Here is a 26,700-nt window from a genome sequence, read left to right as displayed (position 1 = left end):
TGTGATTGGCCTTCCCTGGTGGCTCGATCGACCATTCGCGAATGGCCGCGGTGATCGGATCCACCGCTGATGGGCCATCCGAAGGACTCAATCAGGGACGCCGCACACATCGGCGCTCCAGAGCCGATCAGCGTCATGACAGCGAGCGAACTGTCGCATGCGCATCGCCTCTCGGCGATTTCCCCGCCAAGGACGTCGATCAACATGACCGGCGAATGACAGCGCCTCGGCGCGCGCAAGATTACGTTGACTGAGGCGTGAACGGAGCCCCGTCAGGCTATCGTAATGGTCGCTGTGAAAAGCATGGCGGACAACGCGGCTCGCATCGCGCTTTCCGATCTCCATCCCAGGCTTCCGAACGATATGCCGGTCGATTTTGCGTTCTCAGCGATGGCCAAGCGGTCAGATCGCAGCCCGGCGTCATGGCGCCGTCCGTTCAATCGATGGCTGGAGGGAATAGAGGCAGGGTGGTCGGTGCCGCTGCTGCTCGCCTGCTTCGTCGGCATCTGGACGGTGTATCTGTCAGTCGCCTATCACGGCGCCGGCCTGCATCCGGACGTGCTGGAGACCTGGACGTATGGCAGGCATTTCGCATGGGGTTATCCCAAGCATCCGCCGTTGATGGGGTGGACGACCGGTGCGTGGACCGCGGTCTTTCCGCTCACCGACTGGTCGCTGCAGCTGATGGCGATGACAAATGCGGCGTTGGCGTTGTGGTTCGTCGATCTCATTGCAAGAAGATTCGTGACCGGGCACAAGCGCCTGATCGTGCTGCTCCTGCTGATGCTGACCCCGGCATACCAGTTTCATGCGCAGCGCTTCAACGCCAACGCCGTGTTGCTCGCCGTCTGGCCGCTTGCAACCTACTGCTTTCTCCGCGCCTTTGAAACGAAGGCGCCGCTCTGGGCGATCGCTGCGGGCGTCACGGCGGCGCTTGCAATGCTGGGCAAGTATTACTCCGTCTTTCTGATCGCCAGCTTCGCATTGTCGGCAATCATCCATCCCTCGCGACGAGCCTATTTCACGTCCAGTTCGCCTTGGATATCCGCTGCTGTCGGGCTGATTGCGCTATTTCCGCATCTGCACTGGCTGGCCACGACAGGCGCGGAGCCCATCCACTATGCCGCGACACACGTGGGGGCCGGTTTTCCTGCGTCGCTGCGGGATGCCGTCAATTTCCTGTTGGGCCTTGCTGCAGCGACGAGCGTGTCCGCCGTGACGTGGGCGATGATCGCCGGGTATCGGATCAAGCGCCTTCCGCGGGATCTCGCGGCGGCGGATTCCAACCTGAAGCTCATCGGCCACGTCGCGATCGGCACGATCGCTCTTCCTTTCATCACGTCCATACTGTTCGGCACCGACTTGCCGTCGCTATGGGCGCTTCAGGGATTGTTCCTGCTCGCCGTGCCGGTCGTGTGCAGCACGCGTTATCGGATCGAGCGGTTCTATACGGTCAATGCAGCGCTCCTGGTTGCCGGAATTGCAATCGCCGCCGCCGTGATGGCGGCCCCAGCCCATGCGCTCTACCGCAACAGCTATGGTTATGAGGAAGGGCGAAACGTCTATCACCAGGCGGCTGACAAGCTCACCCGGCTGTGGCACGAGCAGATGGGCACGCCGCTGTCGATCGTCGGCGGCAACGATAGCCTTGGGGTTGCGGTGGCCTTCTACAGCTCCGATCACCCGCATTATGGCGACCCTTTCGCCTACCAATATTCATTGGCACTGCCTCGCCAGGTGACAGCGGAGCGCGGCTGGGCAGCGCTCTGTTTCGATGACCAGCACGATTGCCTTGAATGGACCGGGCAAATGGCGGCCCACGCCGGAAGCTACGTCAAACGCGAGTTTTCCGTTAAATCGAGCCTGTTCGGAATTCGAGGCATCAAGCGAAACCTCGTTGCATTCCTGGTGGCGCCGCTTCGTGAGCCGGACGATGCACCGTCAAGCCTCGTCAACGATGCCGGTCAGGGCGGAGGACATGTTTCTCCGCAAACGGATCCGCCGCTCCGCGCGGAGCCGGATGTCGCGCTGCCGGAGAATCAGCCGCCGGGAAATGCGCCGCAGACGACCGATCCAGGAGCGAACATGCTGGTGGATCATGGAGCAGCAAGGCTCTTCGTCGTGCTGCTTTGATCAGGTTCATTCCCGGAATGCCGCCGTGATGATCGCACCCGTAATCTTGCGGTAATCGGCTCCCGCTTTATCGGCGGCGGGGTCAAGGGCGTCATATCACGAAGGATAGCGGTCCATGCTTATCAGGTTGGTTTGCATCAGCCTCGGCGTTTGCGCAGTCATCGGTGCCACCGCGCTCGCGCAGACATCTCCATCAATGACCGGTTCAACTCACTCGGCACCCGCAACACGACCGTCGGTCGGTCGCGCCGACAAGATCAACCTCAACACCGCTCCTGTCAGCGAGCTGGTGAAGCTTCCGCATCTTAGCGTGCGCGGCGTCACGGCGATCACGGAGGCGAGAGCAAAGTCAAAGTTCAAGGATTGGAATGATTTCGTGGCCCGACGGGTTGTGCCGCGATTCGTCAGGAGCGAGCTCAAGGAACTCGTCACGTTCTAGAAGGCTCTGTCGGTCGCTGCCAAAAGGCGGCACGGTTGTTGAACTCGAACATGGATATGCTTCAATGAAACGAGTAGCTGTTTTTGCCACCGTGGCGGTGATCGCTGTGGGATGTCTTGCGTCGACAGAAGCCACGGCAGGTGGCCGGCGGAGCGATGCGGTGGCTGTTGGCATCGTCGGCGGCCTGGCCGTCGGCGCCCTGTTGGGCTCCACCATGGCTGCCGGTGCGGCTCCAGCCTATGTCTACGAGAGGGACTATTATTCGCCGGCCCCTGTCGTTCACTACCATCGTCACGTGTACGAATACGGCGACGAATATCCGGGCGGATATGATTACGGTTATCGATCCGGGTACCGGGAAGGTTACTCGGACGGCTATTGGGATAACGATTGAATGGAGACCGGCGTCGTCGCTGATCCGGTTGCTCGACGGTGCGGGTCCGGACCAGTGGCCCGGTCCTAATAACTGATCCGCAGCCCCACGCCGCCGTGAAGCGTATTGCCGACCGGCTGCGGTCCGGCGGTGCCGTTGAGGAAGAGGTCGGCGATCCAGCCCTTGGTGATGCGGAAGCCGACGCGGCCGCCATATTCGAACCAGCCCTGGTTGCCGATGGTCGGCACGATGGTGCCATCGCCGGTGACGGTGGCGACGATGCCGGAATGGGTGGCGAAGGATTGCACCCAACCGCCATTGATGTTGGTTTCGATGTTCGATCCGAACAGATGCGTCCACTGGCCGCCGATCTTGACCAGGCTGGTGCGGTCGGTGCCCTCGGCGATGGTCGCATCGAACGGATTGAACGCAACGGCAGGATCGCTGTAGCCCTTGACCCGCTGCCAGAGCTGCCAGATCTCGACCGAAGCCGCGACCTCGTCGCGCGCGGACAGCCGGTTGATCCAGCCCGCCCGTCCATAGACGCCGTAATTCTCGCTCGAGGTCTCGCCGGTGACCAACACCGGGCCGAGGCTGGTCGCGTAGCTGCGCGTGTAGCGCACTTTCTCCGACGGCGAGAGGATGGTGCCGATATCGAAGAACGGCCGCGACGAGCCCCAGTCGACGAAGTCATAGCGCAGCGCGAAGGCGCCGATCGGCGCGCTGGTGACGTTGTAGCCGCCCTCGCCATACTGCGTGTACGCGATGCCGGCGAGCAGCGACAAATTCGGCGTAATGGTCTTGCGGCCGTGGATACCCGCCGAGAACGAGCCGGCGGAGCCGAAAGCGCTGATGCAGTCCTCGCAATTGACCTGCTCGTTGACGCCGAGCAGCACCGATCCGAGCACCCGGTTGGTGATCATCTGGTTGAAGCGCTGGTCGGCGAGGTTGTTGATCGAGCTGCCGCTCGACGGTGCGCCGGTGATCGGTGTCGGCGACGGGCTGGGCGTGGGTGTCGGCGTGGGCGTAGGTGTCGGCGTTGGCGATGGTGTGGCAGTAGGTGTCGGCGTCGGCGTTGGGGTCGATGTACAGTTCGACGACGCTGACAGCGTATCGGGATTCGAAGAACAGTTCGGCGTCGGACTCTGCGCCTGAGCCGGCGCAGCCCACGCCTGCAGTATCGCGAGCGACAGCGCCATTGTCAGGGCCGCCGACAGGACCAAATGATGGATACGCCGCGCCATGCTCACCGTCCGCACAGCATGCCGGTCGGGTCGTCGACCGGCTGCGTCACCGGCGAGGCATCCGCGAACTGGGTGACGGTGCAGAGGCCCGCGACCTGGGTGCAGGTGGAGGCAAAGGTCCAGGGCGGGTTGTTGGTCTTCTGGATCGTGGTGCGGCCGCCGCTCGAGGTGATGATCGCGGTGTCGCCGGGCTGCGTCAGATCGATGCATTGCCGGTTCGACGTACACACTGTCGATGCGCCTTCCTGCAACACCACGGTGGTCTTGCCGCGCTGCGACAGGATGTCGAGCACCGTGCCGCGAACGCCGATGGTCGCAAGCGGCGTCGTGATCGTGTAGGCGGCCTTGTTGGAGTGGCCGGTGACGAAGCGAAACGCTCCCGAGGTCAGGTGGATCGCAACATCGCGATAGTGATGCTCGTCGTCGAACACGGTGCGGTCGAGCTTGAGCGAGGCATTCGGTCCGAGCGACAGGTTGGTGCTGTCGGCCATCACCAGCCGGGCGGCACTCTCGAGACCGGTGCGCACCGTCTCGTCGCGCAGCAGCGCGTCGCCGACATTGATCGGTGTGGTCGCGGCCGCAACGCGGACAACCTCGTTCTTCACCATGGCCGCTTCGCCGACACGCGTCTGCGCCTGAACAGGATGAGCCGTCAGTGCGACCGCAAGACCGAGTGCAAGGAGAGGGAAAAAGCTGTGGCGCGAATTCATTGCAATACCGATCGACCTATCCTCTCATCGTACCGGATCGCGGACGCAGCTGATATTGTATAATTGTCACAAGCCGTGTTGAGTTGCGCCGGATGGTTCGTGTCGATGGATCCAAAAATGCTCGCGGCTGCGGACATCAACGTGAGATTTGATCACACTCGTCACATACATCACACTCCTGGCTGTCGTAGCTCACACTTCGCTCACACTGGTTCCCCTCGCAGCGTGCTCGTCCTTTGATCATCGCATCCGAATCTCCTTCTGTTCTGCGGCGTCCCGTCGCGCGCACGACGATCGTCGCGGCGATCATCTTCATCGTCGCCCACGTCGTGTTGCTGCTCGGGATCACCACGCCGGACAAGCTCTATTTCGATGAAGTGCACTACGTGCCGGCGGCGCGCCAGATGCTGTTGCCGGTGATCGAGGGCCCGATCCTCAACCCGATGCATCCGCCGCTCGCCAAGGAGATCATCGGGCTGTCGATCAAGGCATTCGGCGACGTGCCGCTCGGATGGCGCTATCCCGCGGCGCTGTTCGGTGCGCTCGCGCTGGTCGCCGTCTATCTCGGCGCCCTTGCGCTGTTCGCGTTGCAGGAGCGCGCCATCGCGGCCGTGCTGCTCGCCTTCTTCAACCAGATGCTGTTCGTGCAGTCGCGGATCGCGATGCTGGATATTTTCGCGCTCGCCTTCTGTCTGTTCGCGATCGCGGCCTTCATCCACGGCTTCAGGCAGAAGCGGCCGCAGTCTGCCTTCGCGCTGACGGGCGTATTCGCAGGGCTTGCCTGTGCCTGCAAATGGAGCGGGTTGTTCGTGCTCGCAACCTGCATCGCGATCGTCGCGATGGTCCGCCTGATGCAGGGCTGGCGCACCCGCTTCGCCGACGCCAATGCGGAGGACTGGTACCGGCCGGACCTGTGGCCGGATTTCCGTCTTTCCCACTTCGTCGTCTGTTTCGTGCTGATCCCGTCGGCCGTCTATCTCGCGAGCTTCGTGCCGCTGTACGGCTTCTCGTTCACCGACCTTATCGAGGCACAACGCCGCATCTTTGCCGACAACACCACGACCGCGATCGCAGGCCATACCTATATGAGCGCATGGCCGTCCTGGCCGTTCCTGATGCGCCCGGTCTGGTACCTGTTCGAGAAGGCCGGCGATGACAGGTTCGCCGCGGTCGTGTTTCTCGGCAATCCGCAATATTGTGGCCGGCGCTGATCGCGCTGAGCGTCGCGCTACGCGACTGGATCGTGACCCGCAGCCGCGATGCGTTTCTCGTGGTTGCGTTCTATCTCGGCCCGTATCTCGCCTGGGCGCTGCTGCCGCGCACGCTCGGTTTCATCTACTACTACCTGCCGGCCGCGACCACGGCGAGCTTCGTGCTGGTCTATGCCGTAACGCGCAACGGTGCGCCGCGCTGGCTGTTGTGGGCCTTCGTGGCCGCCGGATGCGCGGGCTTCATCGCGATGCTGCCGATCACGGTTGCCGCTATCGGGACGTCGATGGCGACCTTCAATCGGCTGATGCTGTTCCAGAGCTGGATTTGAATCTCTCGGAACAAGCGATCCGCCGGCCGGGCGTGGCAAGCGGATCGGAAGTTGGGGAGATTACTGCGACGCCGTCTTGGTATCCATGTTGACGACCTGCACGCGACGGTTGGTCGGGTCCATCGGTGCGCTCGGATCCTTCGGCCGGGTCTTGCCGTAGCCGACGGTCACGAGATCAGAGCCGTTCAGTCCGTAATGCTCGACCAGATAGTTCTTGATGGTGTCGGCGCGGCGCTCCGAGAGATCCTGGTTATAGGCCTCGCTGCCGATCGCGTCGGTGTGGCCGGCGAGCACGAAGGTCGAGCCCTTCATGCTGGCGTCCGACAGCGCCTTGCCGAGTTCCTGCACTGCCTGGGTCGAGCCCTTGGCGATCTCGGCCGAGTTGTAGTCGAAGTGAATCTCCAGATCGATCTTCGGCTTGTTGGCGGCGATGTCGGCGATCTCCTGGCGTTCGCCCAATGACAGCGAGCGGGTCTGCCGGTTGCGAACGGTGTTGAGGAAGCTCGCCTCCTTGGCCGAAGCGGCCGGGTCGACCTGCGTGCCGGCGGAGAGGCCGCGCGTGGCCGACTTCGGCTTCAGTGCATTGAGGATCTGGGCGGCCGGAACGGTGTCGCTGCCGGCCAGTGCGACGCCCGCCGTCATCGACAGCGCAGCGCCGATCGTCAAAAGAGACAAGGAAAGAGAGCGGGTCATGGTTTTCGTCCTTAAATGTCAGGTCAGCCAATCCGGCTGCTATCGTTTTGATGCTGGGAACCTAGGACCGGTTCAAAGCACGGAATGTGATCTGGATCACAGTTGAATATGCCGGGCGCTGTCTCGTGTCGGGCAGGGGCCAGCGAATGGAGAGGAGAGCATCTTGGCCCACGTCAATCGTGTCCTCCGCTCGATCAATGACGAAGGCGCTTCGCGTTGCGTCGATATCTTCGTTCGCCCGGAAGGGACCATCGGTTTCGAGGAATATCGGCGGGACGTGGAGGATGGCCGCGGCTGGTTTCCGGTTGGCGGTCATTCGTCCCGGGTTTTCCATGAGGAAAACGCCGCGCTCGCGGCGGCGATGGCGGACGTTCCCTGGTTACGGCGGGCCATTGGATCGGACTAAAGAGCGATGAGATTTGGTTGAGCTGAAACGGCGTCAATAGCTCACCTCTCCCCTTGGGAGAGGTCGATTTGCGTAGCAAATCGGGTGAGGGGTTACGGTCTATCGAGAGGGCAAGAGCCCTCACCCGGATTGCTTTGCAATCCGACCTCTCCCCGCCGGGAAAGGTGATCCGAAACCTTGGCGGGTCGATTCGACCAAATTCATCCCGCTTAGCTGCAGCCCGGGGCGCCGAAGCGTGCACAATCGGCGGAGCTGATTTCCCTGGCGCGGCTCTCCACAGCAGCGCGAATCTCACTACATTGCCTGGGCAATGCCTCGCGTCGCCGAACCCTTATCCCTGAACAATGCCGCCGCCCGCCATATCTGGCTGCGTGCGCAACGGCTCGATACGACGGCGCCGTTCGGGGACGGGGCATCAGCCGTGGCCGCTGCCGTCGATCATCTCGGCTATGTGCAGATCGACACCATCAACGTGATCGAGCGCTGCCACCACCACATCCTGTTCAGCCGGATTCCGGACTACCGCCGCGCCGACCTCAAGCAGGCGCAGAGCCAGGACAAGAGCGTGTTCGAATACTGGACGCACGCGCTGTCCTACGTGCCGTCCAAGGACATCAACATCTTCCTGCCGGCGATGAAGGCACACAAGCGCGAGGGCCATAAATGGTTCGCGTCGGTGACGCCATCGGATACCCGCAAGGTGCTGCGGCTGCTGCGGGCCGGTCCGCTGACCATCCGCGACATCGAAGACGACGTGCTGACCGAGAAGGAGCATCTCTGGCAGAGCCGCAAGCCCTCCAAGCGTGCGCTGCAACTCGCCTTCTATGGCGGCGTGGTCACGATCAGCGAGCGCGCCGGCATGCTGAAGACCTACGAACTGATGACCAGGCATTTCGGCTGGGACAAGCCGCCGAAGCCAGCATCGGCCTCGGCCAGAACAGCCTATCTGCTCGACCGCGCGCTGCGCTCGCAGGGCATCGTCAGCCTCGACTCGATCTGCCATCTGGACGCGCCGAGCAAGAAGGCGGTGCGCGGCCTGATCGAGACACGGGTGCGCCGCAAGGAGCTGGTCCGGGTCGCCTTGGAAGGCGCCGGCAAGCAGGAGCATTGGGCGCGGCCCGAGGTGCTGGAGGAAACCGGCGAGGGGGATCCCGCTTTGGTTCACATCCTCTCGCCGTTCGATCCGCTGATCATCCAGCGCAAGCGCACCGAGCTGTTCTTCGGCTACGGCCACAAGTTCGAGGCCTATGTGCCGAAGGAGAAGCGCCTGTTCGGCTATTTCGCGCTGCCGGTGCTGGTCGGCGACGACATCGTTGCCGCCCTCGACCTGAAGACCGACCGGCAGAACAGGAAGCTCCTGATGCAGAAATGGAGCTGGGTCGGCAACGGCAAGAAGCAGGCGGCGCGCAAGGAGCTGAAGCGCCGGATCGAGGAGGAGCTCGACCGCTTCGAGCGTTTCCAGCTCGCCGAGTAGGCCCCGGCGCGCTCTCCATTCGTCATTGCGAGGAGCAAAGCGACGAAGCAAACCACCTCGCCGCCTACGGCGCTATGGATTGCTTCGCTTCGCTCGCAATGACGGGGACGACGTCTGGCAAACGTGGTCCGGGGTTCCGGTTTGGCCTGTGTGCTATGAGTTTTTGCCATTGCCGAATGCGGGGCCACCCAATAATCCTCAAGGCAAGCAATAGCTTTGGGGGGAACAGATGAGCCAGACCGCAACCGTCGCGACTGATCGCGGCGCCCGCAGCGAGATCGAGACGTCCACGATCCGCGCGATCTCCTGGCGGCTGATCCCGTTCCTGATCCTGGCCTACTTCTTCTCCTATCTCGACCGCGTCAATCTCGGCTTCGCCGCGCTAACCATGAACAGCGAGCTGAAGTTCTCGCCGGTGGTGTTCTCGTTCGGCGCCGGCATCTTTTTCATCGGCTATTTCATCTTCGAGGTGCCGAGCAATCTGGCACTGGAGCGATTCGGCGCCAGCAAATGGATCGCCCGCATCATGGTGAGCTGGGGCATCCTCTCGGCACTAATGGCGGCGGTCTATGACGAGCACAGCTTCTATGCGTTGCGCTTCTTGCTCGGCGTCGCCGAGGCCGGCTTCTTCCCCGGCATCATCCTCTATCTCACCTACTGGTATCCGGCCGAGTATCGCGCGCGCTTCCTCGCCGCCTTCGCGCTCGCGGTGCCGATTTCGACGGTGATCGGCGCGCCGATCTCCGGCCTGTTGCTCGGGCTGGACGGCGTGATGGGGCTGAAAGGCTGGCAGTGGCTGTTCGTGATCGAGGGCATCCCCTCGGTGCTGCTCGGCATCGTCACCTGGTTCTATCTCACTGACCGGCCGGAGAAGGCCGATTGGCTCTCGGCCGAGCAGAAGGCCTGGCTGAAGACGAAGCTCGATGCCGAGGTCGCGGCCAAGCAGGCGGCGCAGCACTTCACGCTCGGCCAGGCGCTGTCCTCGCCGAAAGTGCTGGCGCTGAGCGCGATCTATTTCGGCTTCGTCGCCTCGCTCTACGGCATGCAGTTCTGGCTGCCGCAGATCGTCAAGGCGTTCGGCCTCAGCAACGCGCAGACCGGATTCGTCACCGCGATCCCCTATGCGTTCGGCACCGTCGCGATGATCCTGTGGGCGCGCCGTTCCGACGCCGCGCGGGAGCGCGTGTTTCATGTCGGCGCGCCGCTCTTGCTCACGGCGCTGGCGCTCGCCGTCTCCAGCTACATCACCGATCCGACCATGACCATGGTCGTGCTGACGGTCGCCGCGATCGGCGTGTTCTGCACCTTCGCGGTGTTCTGGACGCTGCCGACCGCCTGGCTGTCAGGCACCGCCGCCGCCGGCGCGATCGCGCTGATCAACTCGATCGGCAACCTCGCCGGTTTCGGCGGGCCCTATCTGATCGGCTGGGTGAAGGAGTCGACCGGCAGCACGTCGACCGGCCTCCTGGTGCTGTCGCTGTTGCCGCTCGCGGCGGGCCTATTGGTCTTCCTCGGCAGCCACGAGACCAAGACCGAGTTCGCCGGCGCGAAGTAGCCCAGCCGCCGGGCCAGACAAAACACCGAAAACAACCCCATGCACAGTGGCGGATTTTGCGTCGCTGATCCGGGCGATCCATCTTCCAAGCCGCTACACCGCGGATTCGACGCCAATCCCAGGCCATCCTCACGAACAGGTTACTACTGACGAATATTGACATTCATCAGTGATAAATCGATACTCTTCATCAGTCGTCAGCCCGATGGAGATTTCAGATGTTCGTTCGTTCCATTTTCTCGAGCTATTACAGGCTCTTGACAGGAGCGTCGCTGGCTTTTGCGGTGTTCGCGCTGACCGGCTGCAACGAAAGGGCGGCCGAACAGGCCGATCCGGGACGCCCCGTTCTGGTGGCGACCGTCCATTACGAAGCTGAAACCCCTGAACGCAGTTTTGTCGGCACCATCAAGCCCCGTATCGAAGCCGATATGGGCTTTCGGGTTGCCGGCAAGGTGGCCAAGCGGCTGGTCGAGGTCGGACAGACAGTCGACGTCGACCAGCCCTTGGCCACCCTCGACGAGGTCGATCTGAAGCTGCAGGCCGAGCAGGCAGAGGCCGAGTTCCGCGCCGCCACCGGCGTGCTGGCGCAGGCCGCGGCCGCCGAGCAGCGCGCCAAGGACCTGAAGGCCAAGGGCTGGGCCACCGATGCGGCGCTCGATTCCGCAAAGGCCGCCGGCGACGAGGCGCGGGCGCGGCTGAACCGCGCCGAGCGCTCGGTCGAGCTGACCAAGAATTCCCTCTCTTATGCAACGCTGGTGGCCGACACGAGGGGTGTCGTCACCGCGACCATGATCGAGCCCGGCCAGGTGGTTGCCGCGGGCCAGGCCTCGATCCGTGTCGCCCGACTTGGCGAGAAGGAAGCTGTCGTCGCGATCCCCGAGACGCTTCTCGCTCGTGCCAGGTCGGGCGTTGCCACGGTGACGCTGTGGTCGGATGCCAAGAAGACCTATGCCGCCAAGCTGCGCGAGGTCGCGCCGCAGGCCGATCCCGCGACCCGCACCTATCTCGCGAAGTTCTCGCTGCCGGACGCCGACGAGGCCGTCTCGCTCGGCATGACCGCAACCCTGACCCTGGCCGACAAGGCGACCGAACGGGTCGCCAAGCTGCCGCTGTCGGCGCTGTACAGTCAGGGCGGCGATCCCTCGCTCTACATCGTCGATGACAAGGGCGACATCGCCCTGAAGCCGGTCAAGGTGAAGGCCTATGAGAGCAACAACGTCGTCATCTCCGGCGGCGTCGACGATGGCGCCAAGGTGGTCGCCCTCGGCGTGCAGAAACTCGATCCGAGCCAGAAGGTCCGGGTCGTCTCGTCGCTGTCGTTCTAGTCCCGCGTCATTGCGAGGAGCGAAGCGACGAAGCAATCCACGTCGCCGCAAGCTGAAGAATGGATTGCTTCGCTTCGCTCGCAATGACGATTGAAGTCGAGACGGTTTGGACCTGGAGAGTTCGATGAAGCGCTTCAACCTTTCGGCCTGGGCGGTCAGCCATCCGACGCTGGTGCTGTTCCTGATGATCATCCTCGGCGTCGCCGGCTTCTTCTCCTATGAGAAGCTCGGCCGCGCCGAGGATCCGTTCTTCACCGTCAAGGTGGTGAACGTCTCGGTGATGTGGCCGGGCGCGACCTCGCAGGAAATGCAGATGCAGGTCGCCGATCCGATTGAGAAGAAGCTGCAGGAGCTGCCGTTCTTCGACAAGGTGCAGACCTATTCCAAGCCGGGCTTCACGGCGATGCAGGTCTCCTTCAAGGATTCGACCTCACCAAAGGATGTGCCCTATCTTTTCTACCTGCTGCGCAAGAAGCTGGTCGACGTGCAGGGCGATCTGCCGTCCGGTATCCTCGGGCCCGTGGTCAACGACGAATTCTCCGACGTCGATTCTATCCTCTATATGATGACCGGCGACGGCGCCAATTACGCGCAGCTCAAGAAGGTCGCGGAAGGCTTTCGCCAGCGCCTGCTGAAGGTGCCTGGAGTCACCAAGATCGACCTCTACGGCATCCAGGACGAGCGCATCTTTGTCGAGTTCTCGCATGCCAAGCTCGCGACCCTCGGCATCACGCCGCAGGCGCTGTTCGATTCGCTCGCCAAGCAGAACAACGTCACGCCGGCCGGCACCGTCGAGACCTCCTCGCAGCGCGTGCCGCTGCGCGTCACCGGCGCGCTCGACGGTGTCAAGGCGGTTGCCGAGACGCCGGTCGAGAGCAATGGCCGCGTGTTCCGGCTTGGCGATATCGCAACCGTCAGCCACGGCTATGTCGATCCGCCGACCTTCAAGGTCCGCCAGGAAGGCAAGCCCGCGCTCGGCATCGGCGTCGTCACCGCCAAGGGCGCCAACATCCTCGAGCTCGGCAAGGAAGTGCAGCAGGCCACTGCCGAATTCATGAAGGCGGTGCCGCAGGGCATCGAGGTCGAGCAGATCGCCGACCAGCCCAAGGTGGTCGAGCACGCCGTCGGCGAGTTCGTGCACTCCTTCGTCGAGGCGCTCGCGATCGTGCTGTTCGTCTCCTTCGTCGCGCTCGGCTGGCGCACCGGCATCGTGGTGGCATTGTCGGTGCCGCTGGTGCTCGGCATCGTCTTCATCGTGATGAACGCGATGTCGCTCGACCTGCACCGCATCACGCTCGGCGCGCTGATCATCGCGCTCGGCCTATTGGTCGACGACGCCATCATCGCGGTCGAGATGATGGTGGTGAAGATGGAACAGGGCTGGGACCGCATGAAGGCGGCGTCCTTTGCCTGGGAATCTACCGCGTTTCCGATGCTCACGGGGACGCTGGTCACAGCCGCTGGCTTCCTCCCCATCGGCTTTGCCAATTCGGCGGTCGGCGAATATGCCGGCGGCATCTTCTGGATCGTGGCGATCTCGCTGGTTGCCTCCTGGTTCGTCGCGGTGATCTTCACGCCCTATATCGGCGTCAAGCTGCTGCCCAACATCAAGGTGCACCAGAACCACGATCCGCACGCGATCTATGAGACGCGGATGTATCGCGGCCTGCGCAGCGTGGTGCAGTGGTGCGTCGATCACCGCGTCAAGGTGGTGGTGGCGACCGTCGGCGTCTTCGTGCTTTCGATCGTGGGCTTCGGCCACGTCCAGCAGCAGTTCTTCCCGCTGTCAGAGCGGCCCGAGCTGTTCCTGCAGCTTCGTTTGCCAGAGGGCACGGCCTTCAACGTCACCGAGAAGGCGGTGAAGCAGGCCGAAGGGCTGCTGAAGGACGACCAGGACATCCAGACCTATACCGCCTATGTCGGCCAGGGCTCGCCTCGCTTCTGGCTCGGCCTCAACCCGCAGCTGCCGAACGAGGCCTTTGCCGAGATCGTGATCCTCGCCAAGAACGTCGAGGCGCGCGAGCGCGTCAAGGCGAAGATCGAGCAGGCCGCCGCCGACGGCGCGCTGAACCAGGCGCGGGTCCGGGTCGATCGCTTCAACTTCGGTCCGCCGGTCGGTTTCCCGGTCCAGTTCCGCGTGATCGGGCCTGACGCCAACAAGGTGCGCGACATCGCCTATCAGGTGCGCGACATCATGCGCCAGAACAAGAACGTCAAGGACGTCCAGCTCGACTGGAACGAGCAGTCGCCTTACCTGAAGCTCGCCGTCGACCAGGATCGGGCGCGCGCGCTCGGCCTGACCCCGCAGGACGTCTCGCAGGCGCTGGCGATGCTGATCTCGGGCGCGCCGGTCACCACGATCCGCGACGGCATCGAGAAGGTCGGCGTGGTCGCCCGCGCGGTGCCGTCCGAGCGGCTCGATCTCGGCCGGGTCGGCGATCTCACCATCACGTCACGCAATGGCGTCGCCGTACCGTTGCAGCAGATCGCCAAGATCGAATATGCGCATGAGGAGCCGATCCTGTGGCGGCGCAACCGCGACATGGCGATCACCGTGCGCTCCGACGTCGTCGACGGCGTGCAGGCGCCCGACGTCACCAATCAGATCTCGCCGAAGCTCAAGGACATCCAGGCCCATCTCGAGCCGGCCTACCGGATCGAGCCGGGCGGCGCGTTCGAGGAATCCGCCAAGGGCAATGCGTCGATCTTCATCCTCTTCCCCGTGATGGTGATGGTGATGCTGACGCTTTTGATGATCCAGCTGCAGAGCTTCTCGCGCCTGACGTTGGTGTTCCTCACCGCGCCGCTCGGCATCGTCGGCGCCTCGCTCGGGCTCAACGTCGCCAACCAGCCGTTCGGCTTCGTGGCGCTGCTCGGCCTGATCGCGCTCGCCGGCATGATCATGCGCAACACGGTGATCCTGGTCGATCAGATCGAGAGCGATGTGGCGTCCGGCCTGACCCGGCGCGAGGCGATCGTCGAGGCCACCGTCCGGCGTGCCCGGCCGGTGGTGCTGACCGCGCTCGCCGCGATCCTTGCCATGATCCCGCTGTCGCGCTCGGCGTTCTGGGGTCCGATGGCGATCACCATCATGGGCGGTTTGTTTGTTGCGACTTTCCTGACCTTGCTGTATCTGCCGGGCCTTTACGCCCTCTGGTTCCGCAAGACCCTCGAGGAGAGCGGTCCCGAGCAAACAGATACTGCGCCGCAGCATACGGAAAAAGGGCAACTCGCATTTCCACTTGCTGAGGCGGCCGAATAATTGAAGATTGAGCAGGCCAACATGACACTGATCTCGGAACATAGCGAAACCGACACCCGCGAGCGGATTCTCGTGGTGGCGGAGCGCTTGTTCCGGCAGATCGGTTACCAGAAGACCACTGTCGCCGACATCGCCAAAGAGCTGCGGATGAGCCCGGCCAATGTGTACCGCTTCTTCGATTCGAAGAAGGCGATCCACGAAGGCGTGGCGCGCGGCCTGATGGGCGGGGTCGAGATCGAGGCGCAGCGGATTGCCCGGTCGGAAGGGCCGGCCGCGGCGCGCATGCGCCAAATGATGAAGACGATCAATCGCATGAATACCGAGCGCTATGTCGACGATTCCAAGTTGCACGAGATGGTCGAGATCGCGATGCAGGAGGATTGGCAGGTCTGCGTCACCCATATGGAAACGATCGGCCACACCATCGGCGAGGTGATCGCGCAAGGCGTGGCGACGGGCGAGTTCGAGGTCGACGACCTCGAAGTCGCCGCGCTGTGCGCCGGCACGGCGATGATGCGGTTCTTCCACCCGCAGATGATCGCCCAATGCGCCACCAAGCCGGGCCCGACCATCGACCAGATGATCGATTTCGTGATCGCCGGCCTGTCGCCGCGTGCCCGCGCCAATTGAGCGCCAACGCTGACATTTTCGTCAGTTGACTCTTGCGTCAATTATCTCATTCCGTCATTCCGGGATGCGCCGCAGGCGCAGGCCCGGAATCCATACTCACGATCGTGGTTATGGATTTCGGGCTCGCGTTGCGCGCGCCCCGGAATGACGAGCTACTGATAACAGGAAAGAGCACGCCGTGACCGCCAAAGACCTGCATTTCTACGAGCCGAAGAACGGCCACGGCCTGAAGCACGACCCGTTCAATGCCATCGTGGCGCCACGGCCGATCGGCTGGATCTCCTCGCGCGACAAGGGCGGCAACGTCAACCTCGCGCCCTACAGCTTCTTCAACGCCTTCTGCTACGTGCCGCCGATCATCGGCTTCTCCTCCACCAACTGGAAGGACAGCGTCGCCAACATCCAGGACACCGGCGAGTTCGTCTGGAACCTGGCGACGATGGATCTCGCCAAGCACATGAATGCGACCGCGGCGCATGTCGCGCGCGATGTCGACGAGTTCAAGCTCGCAGGCCTCACGCCGGTTGCCGGCAAGCTCGTCAACGTGCCGCGCGTCGCCGAAAGCCCGGTGTCGTTCGAGTGCAAGGTGAGCCAGATCATCCAGCTTCAGGGCGCCGACGGCAAGAGGGCCGAGGCCTGGCTGACGCTCGGCGAGGTGGTCGCCGTCCACATCGACAAGGCCTTCATCAAGGACGGCGTCTATCAGACCGGTCTCGCGCACCCGATCGTCCGCGCCGGCCGCCGCGGCGACTATTTCGAGATCAAGCCGGAGAACATGTTCGAGATGATCCGCCCGGATTAGTTCTTTCTTCTCCCTCGCCCCGCTCTTGCGGGGAGAGGGTTGGGGTGAGGGGCCGTCTCCGCGAGTTGTCATCGTCGTGAGACCTGTACCCCCTCACCCGAAATTCAAGCTGCGCTTGAATTTCGACCTCTCCCCGCAAGCGGGGCGAGGTAAGAAACGTCCCTCTACGGCGCACTTGCACGCCCCGCGACGCCTGCCCACACCACAACAATGTGAAATTTCGGCGTGCAGTGATGAAAAACCGTCACTCGCAACCTCCGAGCGAGCGGTCTAACCTCCGGCGCGCCAGGCCGGATCAACGGCCGGCCAACACAGTGGGAGGATGCGATGACACGCCAGCAGCGGAGCGGTCCGAAAGGCGCGCAGAGCGGTCAGGAGGAAGAGCGGCGCGATCCGAACGTTTCACGTCGAACGCTCGTCCAGGGATTGGCGGTGGGGGCGGCCGCTGCCGCAGCCGGCGTCACCAGCGCGCTGGCTCAGAACGCGCCCGCGCCGGTCGGACCGCCGACGACCATCACCAGCCCGCCGCGCGACTTCAGTCCGCGCGGTGCGCCGACCACCTATTTCTGGGACCCCGACATCATCGCGGTCGATCCGTCCTTCAACGATCTTGCCCAGCCCAACACCTCGATCAAGCGCCTCTTTACGGGTGTGCTGTGGGCGGAAGGCCCGGCCTGGAGCTCGCAGGGCCGCTATCTGCTATGGAGCGACATCCCGAACAACCGGCAGATGCGCTGGTCGGAGGATGACGGCCATGTCAGCGTGTTCCGCACGCCGTCAAACTACTCGAACGGCAATTCGTTCGACTTCCAGGGCCGCCAGCTCTCCTGCGAGCATCTCACCCGCCGGGTGACGCGCTACGAGAATGACGGCACTGCGACGGTGCTTGCCGATAACTATCAGGGCAAGCGGCTGAACTCGCCGAACGACATCGTCGCGCATCCCGACGGCAGCTATTGGTTCACCGATCCGCCCTATGGCGGCCAGCTCTACGAGGGCGAGCCTGACGCGGCCGGTGGCGCGAGCAACGCGGCCGGCAAGCTCAACCCGCGGATCGGGCAGCCCGCGGGCTTCGCGCCGGCCAAGCGCGAGCTGCCGACCAATTGCTATCGCATCGATCCCTCGGGCCGCGTCGATCTCGTGGTGAGCGAGGACCAGGTGCCGGATCCGAACGGCATCTGCTTCTCGCCGGATTACAAGAAGCTCTATGTCGTCTCGACCGGCAAGGGACCGGGCGACAGCGGCCCGGGCGGCAAGGGCGACGTCTTCGTGTTCGATGTCGGCGCCGACAACAAGCCCGTCAACGGCAAGCGGTTCAGCGATTTCACGATCGACGGCGTAAAGTGCGGACCGGACGGCATCCGCTGCGACGTCAACGGCAATGTCTGGTGCTCGAGCAATGCCGGCCGCGCGGTCGGTTACAACGGCGTGACGGTGTGGTCGCCGGAAGGTAAGCTGCTCGGCCGCATCCGGCTGCCCGAGGTCTGCGGCAACATCACCTTCGGCGGCCCCAAGCGCAATCGCCTGTTCATGGCCGCAAGCCAGTCGCTCTATGCGGTCTATACCGCGACCCAGGGCGCCGGGCCGGCCTAGCCGCGATCTTTACTCCACCTCTCCCCAGCGGGGAGAGGTCGATTTGCGAAGCAAATCGGGTGAGGGGGCGCTGCTCTCACGAGAGACCGTAACCTCTCACCCGGCGCTGCGCGCCGACCTCTCCCAAGGGAGAGGTGAATTCGCCATCCATCGCTACCTGATTGTCGCAGCTCAGCTTTCGGAACTGAACGCGTGGTCTGCCGTTAACAAAGGGCGGCTTGGCCGCGTCAATTTCGCTCTATTTGAACAGCGAAGTGTTCACCGGTGAACGGCACTTTCCGATAGGATCACCACCCATCCGCGCTGCCGTTTCATGAGGACCTCACCATGAGCTTCCGCCGCGATTACTTGTCCAAGCCGATTTTCTCCTGGGCGCGTGGCGTGCTGCCGACCATGTCGGACACCGAGCGCGAGGCGCTGGAAGCCGGCGACGTCTGGTGGGATGCCGATCTCTTCACCGGCAATCCCGACTGGTCGAAATTGCTGGCGTTCGCGCCGGCCAGATTGACCGAGGAGGAGAACGCCTTCCTGCACGGTCCGGTCGATGAGCTCTGCGCGATGCTCGACGAGTGGAAGATCAATTGGGAGTGGCGCGACCTGCCGCCCGAGGTGTGGAGCTTCATCAAGGCGAAGAAATTCTTCGGCATGATCATCCCGAAGGAATTCGGTGGCCTCGGCTTCTCGCCTTATGCGCATTCCGAAGTGGTGCGCAAGATTTCCTCGCGGTCGCTGACCGCGGCCGTCACCGTGATGGTGCCGAACTCGCTCGGGCCGGGCGAACTCCTGATGCGCTTCGGCACCAAGGAGCAGCAGGACAAATGGCTGCCGCGTCTGGCTGCCGGCCAGGACATTCCCTGCTTCGGGCTGACCAGCCCGGAGGCCGGCTCGGACGCCGCCTCGATGATCGACACCGGCATCATCTGCAAGGGCAATTTCGAAGGCCGCGAGGTGCTTGGGCTGAAGCTGAATTGGCACAAGCGCTACATCACGCTGGGGCCAGTGGCGACGCTGCTCGGCCTCGCCTTCAAGGCCTTTGATCCCGACCACCTGGTCGGCAGCGAGGAAGAGCTCGGCATCACGGTCGCGCTGATCCCGACCCATCTGCCCGGCGTCTCGATCGGCCAGCGCCATCTGCCGGCGATGCAGGTGTTCCAGAACGGCCCGAACTGGGGCCGCGATGTCTTCATCCCGCTCGACTACATCATCGGCGGCCAGGAGCGTCTGGGGCAGGGCTGGAAGATGCTGATGACGGCGCTCGCCGCCGGCCGCGGCATTTCGCTGCCGTCGCTGTCGGCCGCCGGCGCCGCCTATGCCGCACGCACCACCGGCGCCTATGCCCGCATCCGCGAGCAGTTCGGCATCTCGATCTCGAAATTCGAGGGCATCGAGGAGCCGCTCGCGCGCATCGCCGGCACCGCCTATCTGCTCGACGCCGCGCGGCGGCTGACCTGCGCCGCGCTGAACGAGGGGCATCATCCCGCCGTCATCTCCGGGATCATGAAGCTGCACGCCACCGAGCGGATGCGGATCGCGATCGACGATGCCATGGACATCCATGGCGGCAAGGCTGTCATCGACGGCCCGCAGAACTATCTCGGCGGGCTCTACCGCTCGGTACCGGTCGGCATCACGGTCGAAGGCGCCAACATCCTGACCCGTAATCTGATCGTGTTCGGGCAGGGCGCGATCCGCGCGCATCCGTATCTCTTGCAGGAGATGAACGCGCTCAGCGAGACCGATCGCGACAAGGGCCTGACTGCGTTCGACACCGCGTTCTGGAAGCATGTCGGCCACGGCTTCGCGACCATGTTCCGCGCCTGGGGCCGCAGCTGGACCTTTGGCCTGTTCGCACCGGCGCCGGATGCCGGCGACGCAACGGAGTTCTATCGCCAGCTCTCGCGCTATTCGTCGGCGTTCGCGCTGTGCGCCGACATGACGCTGCTCACCCTCGGCGGCGCTCTGAAGCGCAAGGAAATGCTCTCGGCGCGCTTCGGCGACATCCTGTCGGAGCTTTACTTGCTTTCTGCCGCGCTGAAGCGCTGGCAGGACGAGGGGCGGCAGAAGGAGGATCTTCCCGCGCTCCAATGGTGCATGGCATCCGGCTTCAAGACCATCGAGAACCGCTTTGCGGAGATCCTCGCCAATCTGCCGAACCGCCCGGTGGCATGGCTGCTGAAATTCCTGATCCAGCCGTTCGGCGCGCGCGTCACGGGTCCGTCTGATAGCGTCGTGCATCTCTGCGCACAGCTCGTGCTGTCGCCGTCGGCAGCCCGCGACCGCCTGACGCCGGACCTCGCCTTTGTCGAGGACGACGGCGGCATGGAGCGGCTGGAAAAGGCCTTCCGCCTCGTCATCGAGTCCGAGGATGCGGCCAAGCAGCTGCGCGCGGCGCGGCTGCATGACTGGAAGGAGGCCGTCCGGAAAGGCGTCATCACCGAAGCCGACGGCGAGAGGCTCGCCGCCGCCCACGAGGCGGTCGCGAAGGTCATCGAGGTCGATGATTTTGCGCCCGAGGCGCTGTCCCCGATTTACAAGAAAACCGCCGACGTGCATCAGTTCTTCCAGGAGCTGGGTGAGCAGAGGGCGGCGAGCTAATGGCGCGACCAGTCTTTATCGTCGACGGCAGCCGGACGCCGTTCCTGAAGGCGCGTTTCGGTCCCGGCCCGTTCACCCCGGTCGATCTCGCCGTGCAATGCGGCCGGCCACTGCTGGCGCGGCAGCCTTTCGCGCCCACCGCCTTCGACCAGGTCATCCTCGGCTGCGTCAACGTGATCGCCGACGAGATGAACCCTGCGCGGGTCGCAGCCCTCCGGCTCGGCATGGGCGAGCAGATGGTCGCCTTCACGGTGCAGATCAATTGCGGCTCCGGCATGCAGTCGATCGACACCGGCTACCGCTACATCCGCGAGGGCATCTCCGAGTTGATCCTCGCCGGCGGCGCCGAGGCGTTGAGCCACGCGCCGCTGGTCTGGCCCAATTCCGGCGTGCGCTGGTTTGCCGGCTTTGCCGGCGCCAAGGGCATCGGCGCCAAGATCGCCGCGGCGTTGAAGGTGAAGCCGAGCTACTTCAAGCCGATTATCGGCCTCGAGCGCGGGCTGACCGATCCCATCACCGAGCTCAACATGGGGCAGACCGCCGAGAAGGTCGGCCATCTCTTCGGCATCACCCGGGCGCAGTCCGACGCTTACGCCGCCGAGAGCCATCAGCGGCTGGCGAAGGCGCAGAAGGAGGGCTTCCTCAAGGGCGAGGTCGAGACCGCGTTCTCCCGCGACGGCAAGTTCTACGATCATGACGATGGCGTCCGCCCGGACTCGACACCGGAGACGTTGGCAAAGCTGAAGCCGGTGTTCGAGCGCCCGTGGGGCCAGGTCACAGCCGGCAATTCCTCGCAAATCACCGACGGCGCATCCTGGGTGATCCTGGCATCCGAGACCGCGGTGGCAAAGCACGGGCTGACGCCGAAGGCCGTGATCCTCGACAGCCAGTGGTCGGCGCTCGATCCGTCGATCATGGGCCTCGGTCCGGTGCTGTCGGCGAGCGCGCTGTTGAAGCGCAACGGACTGACATTGCAGGAAGTCGAGACCTGGGAGCTGAATGAGGCTTTTGCGACGCAGGTGCTCGGCTGTCTCGCAGCCTGGAACGACGACAAATTCTGCCGCGAGATTTTGGGGCTCGACGGCGCGGCCGGCGAGATCGACCGCGCGAAGTTGAACGTCGACGGCGGCGCGATCAGCCTCGGCCATCCCGTCGGCACCAGCGGCAACCGCATCGTGCTGCATCTGGTCAATGCGATGAAGCGGCTCGGCACCAGGCGCGGCGTCGCCACCGAATGCATCGGTGGCGGGCAGGGTGGCGCGATGTTGATAGAGACGGTGTGATCATGGATTCACGGATCATGGACGTTCTCGCCGATCGCGTGCTCGAGCTCGGGCCGAAGCCGGCCGCCGACAGTCCCTACAAGAATTTCCAGCTGACGCGTGACGAGGACGGCATCGCCTGGCTGCTGTTCGACCGCGCCGGCACCAGCGCCAACACGCTGTCCGCCGATCTTCTCGAGGAGCTCGATGCGGTCGTCACGGCGCTGGAGAGCCAGCGGCCGACCGGCCTCGTGGTGCGCTCGGCGAAGAAGAGCGGCTTCATCGCCGGTGCCGACGTCAATGAATTTCGCGGCGCCAGCGACCCGCGGGCGGTCGAGACCGAGATCGGCCGCGCCCATGCGGTGATCGACCGGCTCGAGGCGCTGCGCGTGCCCTCGGTCGCCGTGGTCCACGGTTTCTGTCTCGGCGGCGGCCTCGAGGTTGCGCTGGCCTGCCAGATGCGGATCGCGATCGACGATGCCAGATTCGGCTTCCCCGAGGTGTTGCTCGGCCTGCATCCCGGCCTCGGCGGCACCGTGCGCTTCACCGAGCTGGTTAAGCCGATGCAGGCGATGACCTTGATGCTGACCGGCAAGACGATCGACGCACGCCGCGCCAAATCGCTCGGCCTGGTCGACGCGGTCACCCAGGAGCGCCATGTCCGCAACGCGGTGAAGGATGCGGTGTTCGGCCGGCTGAAGCGCGCCAAGCCCGGCATGCTCAACGCGATCCTCAATCTTGGTCCGATCAGGGGCTTGCTTGCCTCACGGATGCGCAGCCAGGCGGAGAAGGCCGCGCCGCGCAAGCACTATCCGGCGCCCTATGCGCTGATCGAGCTCTGGGAGAAGCACGCCGGCAACCGCTCGGCGATGCTGAATGCGGAGAAGGCCTCCTTCGCCAATCTGATGGTGACGCCATCAGCGCAGAATCTGATCCGGGTGTTCTTCCTGCGCGAGCAGATGAAGAAGGCGGCCGGCAGCGGCAACAAGGTGCAGCACGTCCATGTCATCGGCGCCGGCGCAATGGGCGGCGATATCGCGGCCTGGTGCGCCAGCCAGGACATGCGCGTCACGCTCGCCGACATGAAGGCCGAGCCGATCGCGGGCGCGATGAAGCGCGCCGCCGAGCTGTTCGGCAAGATCATGCGCAGCAAGATCGACCAGCGCGACGCGCTGGACCGGCTGATCCCCGACATGGACGGCGAGGGCGTTCGCAACGCCGATCTGATCATCGAGGCGGTGCCGGAGAAGCTCGAGCTCAAGCAGAAGGTCTATGCCTCGCTCGAGCCGAAGATGAAGCAGGACACGATCCTCGCCACCAACACGTCGAGCATTCCCTTGCAGGATCTGCGCACCACGCTGGCGCGGCCGGAGCGGCTGCTCGGGCTGCATTTCTTCAACCCGGTGTCGCGGCTGCAGCTCGTCGAGGTCGTCAGCCATGACGGCACCGATGCCGCGATGCTCAGGGAAGCGCGCGCCTTTGTCGGCGCCATCGATCGTCTGCCGCTGCCGGTGAAGAGCTCGCCGGGCTTCCTCGTCAACCGCGCGCTGACGCCCTACATGCTGGAAGCGATGATGATGCTGGACGAGAAGACCGACCAGCGCCTGATCGACGCGGCCGCCGTCGAGTTCGGCATGCCGATGGGGCCGATCGAGCTCGCCGACCAGGTCGGCCTAGATATCTGCCTCGATGTCGGCGACATGCTGCGCTCGAAGTTCGGCGACACCTTGCCGCCGACGCCGGCCTGGCTGCGCGAAAAGGTCGCCAGGGGTGAGCTCGGCCGCAAGACCGGCAAGGGCTTCTACAGCTGGAAGGACGGCAAGGCGGAGAAGGCGCCGCTGCCGGAGACCGGTCCGAAAGTCAGCGACGAGATGATCGATCGGCTGGTGCTGCCGATCTCCAATGTCTGCATCGCCGTCTTGCGCGAAGGCATCGTCGACGACGCCGATATGGTCGACGGCGCGATGATCTTCGGCACCGGCTATGCCCCGTTCCGCGGCGGCCCGCTCAACTACGCGCGCACGCGCGGCGTCGACAGCATCGTATCCGCGCTGCGCGCGCTGGCGCAGAAGTTCGGCGATCGTTTCGCACCCGACGCAGGCTGGGAGACCTTCAAGTGACCGATACCCAAGCGCCTGAAACGCATGCTCACGCGCCGCCGATCAGCGGCAACGAGCCGCAGGGCGATCTCTGCATCCGCACGCTGGCGATGCCTGCCGACACCAACGCCAATGGCGACATTTTCGGCGGCTGGCTGCTCAGCCAGATGGACGTCGGCGGCGGCGTGTTCGCTTCCAAGCTGGCGAAGTCACGCACCGTGACGGTTGCGATCGAGGCGATGAACTTCCGCAAGGCGGTCTATGTCGGCGATCTCGTTTCGGTGCACGCCAATCTCGTGCGCGTCGGCCGCACCTCGATCACAGTGCATCTCGAAGCCTGGGTACTGCGCCGCCGCGAACAGCAGTCGATCCTCGTCACCGACGGCAATTTCACCTACGTCTCGATCGACGATCAGGGCCGTCCGCAACCGATCCAGCGCGATGGGGCGACGATTTCGACCTGACGTCTTTCGCGCGAAAAGCGCCGCTGATTCGGCGCAAGAGAAAACGCGTCCAAACTGAGACCGGAGCGCCGCTCGATTGCAAAAAGCGGCGCTTCGCTTCGCAAAAAATTCAGGAACAATCGGGCGGCGATGCCGTTGTCGGCGCGGAATCAAACCGAGGCCGATAATGTCAGACTGCTACGTCATCGAAGTAAGTTCCGAGACCGCGGGTATCGTGGTGCGCGATACCAGGGGTTACGCGTTTTTCGCGGCTTCGCACCGGTTCCAAGCCCTGGAGGGCCAGATCTTCCGCAACGCACGCGAGGCCGAGCGCGCGGCGCGACGCCTGGTCACCGGCCAGGATCTGCAGATGGCCTCCTGAGGAGCCACGCGGTGCGCCGTTTGCGCGCGCCGCAAGAGTCTGTATTGATGCATCCGAACTCACGGAACTTTTTCGGATGCCGCAGACACAAGGCAAGGCGCTGCTGTTCGATATCGACGGCACGCTCGCCGACACCGATCCGCTGCATCTGGCGGCGTTCAACCGGGTGCTCGGCCCCCATGGACACAGCTTCGATCACGCGCGCTTCGGCGAGGAGCTGCAAGGCTTCTCCAATGCGTCGATCGGCGAGCGTTTCCTCACCCGCGAACCGCCCGACCGCCGCGCCAGCATCCTCGGCGAAAAGGAGCGGATCTTCCGCGAATTGGTCTCCGGCCAGATCGTGCCGGTGCCGGGATTGATGGCGTTGCTCGACCGGGCCGATCGCGCCGGCGTGCCGATGGTGGCGGTGACCAATGCGCCGCGCCCGAACGCCGAACTGCTGCTCTCGGGACTGGGTATCGCGCACCGTTTCAAGGCTGTCGTGATCGGCGATGAACTGGCGCACGGCAAGCCGCATCCCCTGCCGTATCTCGAGGGGCTGCGCCTCGCCGGCGCGTCGGCGCAGGCTTCGCTCGCGTTCGAGGATTCGCGCTCCGGCATCCAGTCCGCGACGGCGGCGGGCATCGCGACGATCGGGATGCGAACCGGGCTCGGTCATGCCGATCTGCTCGCGGCCGGCGCCGTCGCCAGCGCGGCGGCATTCGACGATCCGGAATTGATTCGCCTGGTCGCATCGGCGATGGCTTGGTGAGGAAACGGCGTGGTGAGGCATTGTGCCCAAACGTCGCCGGCTCGACATTGCTGCAACGCAGTCCTTAACCCCGTCGATGCTAGCTCGTTGACCTCCGTGCCGAACGGTCGCACCATGGGTCATTCGCCGTTTCAAGGGGGCCGCCGTGGCCGGACTCTCCCATCGCCAGACTGAAATCCTCAACATCGCACGCGCTTTCGGCCGGGTCATGGTCGAGGACCTTGCCAAGCGATTCGAGGTGTCGGCGCAGACCATCCGCAAGGACCTCAACGATCTCTGCGACGAGCGGTCGCTGACCCGCATCCATGGCGGCGCGATCATCGCCTCGGGCGTCGAGAACCTCGCCTATGAGGCGCGCCGCTTCGTCGCCGCCGAGGAGAAGAAGGCGATCGGCGCCGCCGCGGCCGCGCGGATTCCGAACGGCTGCTCGCTGTTCATCAATATCGGCACCACCACGGAAGAGGTCGCCAGCGCACTGACCTCGCATGAGGACCTGCTGGTCATCACCAACAACCTTAACGTCGCGATGCTGCTGTACCGTCATCCGCGCATCGAGGTGGTGGTGGCCGGCGGCACGGTGCGCCGCGCCGACGGCGCCGTGGTCGGCTCCACCGCGACGCAGCTGATCGGCCAGTTCAAGGTCGACTACGCGATCATCGGCGCGTCGGCGATCGACGAGGAGGGCGCGCTGCTCGACTTCGACTATCGCGAGGTGCAGGTGGCGCAGGCGATCATCGCCAACGCGCGCAACGTGATGCTGGTATCCGATGCGACCAAGCTCCGCCGCAGCGCGCCGGTGCGGATCGCCCATATGAGCCAGATCCAGACCTTCGTCACCGACTCGCCGTTGCCCGCGGGCCTCGCCAATATCTGCCACAGCAGAGGGATCGAGGTGGTGGTGGCGATGGACAAGCCGCAGGCCGATATCGACGACAACGGCGCCGACGCCGCACCCGCGCGACGCTGCGCAGCGCGTAGTCGATTTCAAC

At 64.2% G+C, this 26,700-nt stretch carries 20 protein-coding genes and 2 pseudogenes; 19 read left to right on the top strand and 3 right to left on the bottom strand.

What is annotated here, in order from left to right; genetic code table 11:
* Window positions 1-363 precede the first annotated feature (363 nt).
* The 3 genes from ACVW1C_RS10315 to ACVW1C_RS10305 all read left to right on the top strand — a co-directional run bounded on the left by ACVW1C_RS10315 (window position 364) and on the right by ACVW1C_RS10305 (window position 2,966).
* Entirely contained in the window at window positions 364-2,133 is a 1,770-nt protein-coding gene (locus ACVW1C_RS10315; RefSeq protein ID WP_456763043.1) for a glycosyltransferase family 39 protein, read from the top strand.
* Between the two features lie 196 nt (window positions 2,134-2,329).
* Complete coding sequence (locus ACVW1C_RS10310; protein WP_456758326.1) at window positions 2,330-2,572, top strand: hypothetical protein; 243 nt, start codon at window positions 2,330-2,332, stop codon at window positions 2,570-2,572.
* A 64-nt stretch (window positions 2,573-2,636) separates the two neighbouring features.
* A complete protein-coding gene (locus ACVW1C_RS10305) occupies window positions 2,637-2,966 on the top strand; it encodes a hypothetical protein (protein WP_456758325.1) in 330 nt (109 codons plus the stop codon).
* Window positions 2,967-3,031: 65 nt separating this feature from the next.
* Here the strand turns inward: ACVW1C_RS10305 and ACVW1C_RS10300 are convergent, their stop codons facing one another.
* Together ACVW1C_RS10300 and ACVW1C_RS10295 are read right to left on the bottom strand one after the other, a co-directional pair.
* Window positions 3,032-4,144 (bottom strand): hypothetical protein, encoded by a 1,113-nt coding sequence (locus ACVW1C_RS10300; RefSeq protein ID WP_456763042.1) that lies wholly within the window; start codon window positions 4,142-4,144, stop codon window positions 3,032-3,034.
* A 47-nt stretch (window positions 4,145-4,191) separates the two neighbouring features.
* Window positions 4,192-4,797 (bottom strand): FecR family protein, encoded by a 606-nt coding sequence (locus ACVW1C_RS10295; RefSeq protein ID WP_456758324.1) that lies wholly within the window; start codon window positions 4,795-4,797, stop codon window positions 4,192-4,194.
* A 338-nt stretch (window positions 4,798-5,135) separates the two neighbouring features.
* Here ACVW1C_RS10295 and ACVW1C_RS10290 point away from each other — a divergent pair.
* Window positions 5,136-6,439, top strand: a pseudogene (locus ACVW1C_RS10290) (phospholipid carrier-dependent glycosyltransferase).
* Between the two features lie 60 nt (window positions 6,440-6,499).
* Here the strand turns inward: ACVW1C_RS10290 and ACVW1C_RS10285 are convergent.
* On the bottom strand, window positions 6,500-7,132 hold the full coding sequence (locus tag ACVW1C_RS10285; protein WP_456758323.1) for an OmpA family protein: 633 nt from the start codon (window positions 7,130-7,132) through the stop codon (window positions 6,500-6,502).
* 163 nt (window positions 7,133-7,295) lie between these two features.
* Between ACVW1C_RS10285 and ACVW1C_RS10280 the strand changes: the two genes are divergently transcribed.
* The 15 genes and pseudogenes from ACVW1C_RS10280 to ACVW1C_RS10210 form a co-directional block, all read left to right on the top strand.
* Complete coding sequence (locus ACVW1C_RS10280; protein WP_207835584.1) at window positions 7,296-7,538, top strand: hypothetical protein; 243 nt, start codon at window positions 7,296-7,298, stop codon at window positions 7,536-7,538.
* A gap of 310 nt (window positions 7,539-7,848) precedes the next feature.
* On the top strand, window positions 7,849-9,012 hold the full coding sequence (locus ACVW1C_RS10275) for a winged helix-turn-helix domain-containing protein (RefSeq protein WP_456758322.1): 1,164 nt from the start codon (window positions 7,849-7,851) through the stop codon (window positions 9,010-9,012).
* Window positions 9,013-9,241: 229 nt separating this feature from the next.
* The gene (locus tag ACVW1C_RS10270) at window positions 9,242-10,567 is read left to right on the top strand and encodes an MFS transporter (protein ID WP_456758321.1); all 1,326 of its coding nucleotides are present in this window, start codon (window positions 9,242-9,244) and stop codon (window positions 10,565-10,567) included.
* Between the two features lie 218 nt (window positions 10,568-10,785).
* Window positions 10,786-11,892, top strand: coding sequence for an efflux RND transporter periplasmic adaptor subunit (locus ACVW1C_RS10265; protein WP_456758320.1), 1,107 nt, complete (start codon window positions 10,786-10,788; stop codon window positions 11,890-11,892).
* Between the two features lie 124 nt (window positions 11,893-12,016).
* Window positions 12,017-15,154: an efflux RND transporter permease subunit gene (locus ACVW1C_RS10260; protein WP_456758319.1), complete on the top strand. Its 3,138-nt coding sequence runs from the start codon at window positions 12,017-12,019 to the stop codon at window positions 15,152-15,154.
* A gap of 21 nt (window positions 15,155-15,175) precedes the next feature.
* Window positions 15,176-15,784 (top strand): TetR/AcrR family transcriptional regulator, encoded by a 609-nt coding sequence (locus ACVW1C_RS10255; RefSeq protein WP_456758318.1) that lies wholly within the window; start codon window positions 15,176-15,178, stop codon window positions 15,782-15,784.
* A gap of 178 nt (window positions 15,785-15,962) precedes the next feature.
* The gene (locus ACVW1C_RS10250) at window positions 15,963-16,586 is read left to right on the top strand and encodes a flavin reductase family protein (RefSeq protein WP_456758317.1); all 624 of its coding nucleotides are present in this window, start codon (window positions 15,963-15,965) and stop codon (window positions 16,584-16,586) included.
* A 327-nt stretch (window positions 16,587-16,913) separates the two neighbouring features.
* A complete protein-coding gene (locus tag ACVW1C_RS10245) occupies window positions 16,914-18,179 on the top strand; it encodes an SMP-30/gluconolactonase/LRE family protein (protein WP_456758316.1) in 1,266 nt (421 codons plus the stop codon).
* A 327-nt stretch (window positions 18,180-18,506) separates the two neighbouring features.
* Entirely contained in the window at window positions 18,507-20,774 is a 2,268-nt protein-coding gene (locus ACVW1C_RS10240; RefSeq protein ID WP_456758315.1) for an acyl-CoA dehydrogenase, read from the top strand.
* Window positions 20,774-22,057, top strand: coding sequence for an acetyl-CoA C-acetyltransferase (locus tag ACVW1C_RS10235; protein ID WP_456758314.1), 1,284 nt, complete (start codon window positions 20,774-20,776; stop codon window positions 22,055-22,057). The genes ACVW1C_RS10240 and ACVW1C_RS10235 overlap by 1 nt, the downstream gene beginning before the upstream one ends.
* Before the next feature lie 2 nt (window positions 22,058-22,059).
* Window positions 22,060-24,156 carry a 3-hydroxyacyl-CoA dehydrogenase NAD-binding domain-containing protein gene (locus ACVW1C_RS10230; protein WP_456758313.1) on the top strand — a complete coding sequence of 699 codons (2,097 nt, stop codon included), beginning with the start codon at window positions 22,060-22,062 and terminating at the stop codon, window positions 24,154-24,156.
* 89 nt (window positions 24,157-24,245) lie between these two features.
* Complete coding sequence (locus ACVW1C_RS10225; RefSeq protein ID WP_456763041.1) at window positions 24,246-24,599, top strand: acyl-CoA thioesterase; 354 nt, start codon at window positions 24,246-24,248, stop codon at window positions 24,597-24,599.
* 166 nt (window positions 24,600-24,765) lie between these two features.
* Window positions 24,766-24,960, top strand: coding sequence for a hypothetical protein (locus tag ACVW1C_RS10220; protein ID WP_176533195.1), 195 nt, complete (start codon window positions 24,766-24,768; stop codon window positions 24,958-24,960).
* Between the two features lie 76 nt (window positions 24,961-25,036).
* A complete protein-coding gene (locus ACVW1C_RS10215) occupies window positions 25,037-25,711 on the top strand; it encodes an HAD family hydrolase (RefSeq protein ID WP_456758312.1) in 675 nt (224 codons plus the stop codon).
* A 145-nt stretch (window positions 25,712-25,856) separates the two neighbouring features.
* A pseudogene (locus ACVW1C_RS10210) lies at window positions 25,857-26,669 on the top strand (DeoR/GlpR family DNA-binding transcription regulator); the annotation flags it as partial.
* Window positions 26,670-26,700: the final 31 nt, after the last annotated feature.

The organism is Bradyrhizobium sp. USDA 4011 (assembly GCF_054063415.1).
The sequence above is the reverse complement of the archived record's forward strand: the minus strand, read 5'-3'. Positions and strand labels throughout refer to the sequence as shown.

Excerpts from the sequence above, each read along its gene's own strand:
- ACVW1C_RS10315 (WP_456763043.1), top strand. The coding sequence starts at position 364 with ATGCCGGTCGATTTTGCGTTCTCAGCGATGGCCAAGCGGTCAGATCGC.
- ACVW1C_RS10310 (WP_456758326.1), top strand. The coding sequence starts at position 2,330 with ATGACCGGTTCAACTCACTCGGCACCCGCAACACGACCGTCGGTCGGT.
- ACVW1C_RS10305 (WP_456758325.1), top strand. The coding sequence starts at position 2,637 with ATGAAACGAGTAGCTGTTTTTGCCACCGTGGCGGTGATCGCTGTGGGA.
- ACVW1C_RS10300 (WP_456763042.1), bottom strand. The coding sequence starts at position 4,144 with ATGGCGCTGTCGCTCGCGATACTGCAGGCGTGGGCTGCGCCGGCTCAG.
- ACVW1C_RS10295 (WP_456758324.1), bottom strand. The coding sequence starts at position 4,797 with ATGGTGAAGAACGAGGTTGTCCGCGTTGCGGCCGCGACCACACCGATC.
- ACVW1C_RS10285 (WP_456758323.1), bottom strand. The coding sequence starts at position 7,132 with ATGACCCGCTCTCTTTCCTTGTCTCTTTTGACGATCGGCGCTGCGCTG.
- ACVW1C_RS10275 (WP_456758322.1), top strand. The coding sequence starts at position 7,849 with ATGCCTCGCGTCGCCGAACCCTTATCCCTGAACAATGCCGCCGCCCGC.
- ACVW1C_RS10270 (WP_456758321.1), top strand. The coding sequence starts at position 9,242 with ATGAGCCAGACCGCAACCGTCGCGACTGATCGCGGCGCCCGCAGCGAG.
- ACVW1C_RS10265 (WP_456758320.1), top strand. The coding sequence starts at position 10,786 with ATGTTCGTTCGTTCCATTTTCTCGAGCTATTACAGGCTCTTGACAGGA.
- ACVW1C_RS10260 (WP_456758319.1), top strand. The coding sequence starts at position 12,017 with ATGAAGCGCTTCAACCTTTCGGCCTGGGCGGTCAGCCATCCGACGCTG.
- ACVW1C_RS10255 (WP_456758318.1), top strand. The coding sequence starts at position 15,176 with ATGACACTGATCTCGGAACATAGCGAAACCGACACCCGCGAGCGGATT.
- ACVW1C_RS10245 (WP_456758316.1), top strand. The coding sequence starts at position 16,914 with ATGACACGCCAGCAGCGGAGCGGTCCGAAAGGCGCGCAGAGCGGTCAG.
- ACVW1C_RS10240 (WP_456758315.1), top strand. The coding sequence starts at position 18,507 with ATGAGCTTCCGCCGCGATTACTTGTCCAAGCCGATTTTCTCCTGGGCG.
- ACVW1C_RS10235 (WP_456758314.1), top strand. The coding sequence starts at position 20,774 with ATGGCGCGACCAGTCTTTATCGTCGACGGCAGCCGGACGCCGTTCCTG.
- ACVW1C_RS10230 (WP_456758313.1), top strand. The coding sequence starts at position 22,060 with ATGGATTCACGGATCATGGACGTTCTCGCCGATCGCGTGCTCGAGCTC.
- ACVW1C_RS10225 (WP_456763041.1), top strand. The coding sequence starts at position 24,246 with ATGCCTGCCGACACCAACGCCAATGGCGACATTTTCGGCGGCTGGCTG.
- ACVW1C_RS10220 (WP_176533195.1), top strand. The coding sequence starts at position 24,766 with ATGTCAGACTGCTACGTCATCGAAGTAAGTTCCGAGACCGCGGGTATC.
- ACVW1C_RS10215 (WP_456758312.1), top strand. The coding sequence starts at position 25,037 with ATGCCGCAGACACAAGGCAAGGCGCTGCTGTTCGATATCGACGGCACG.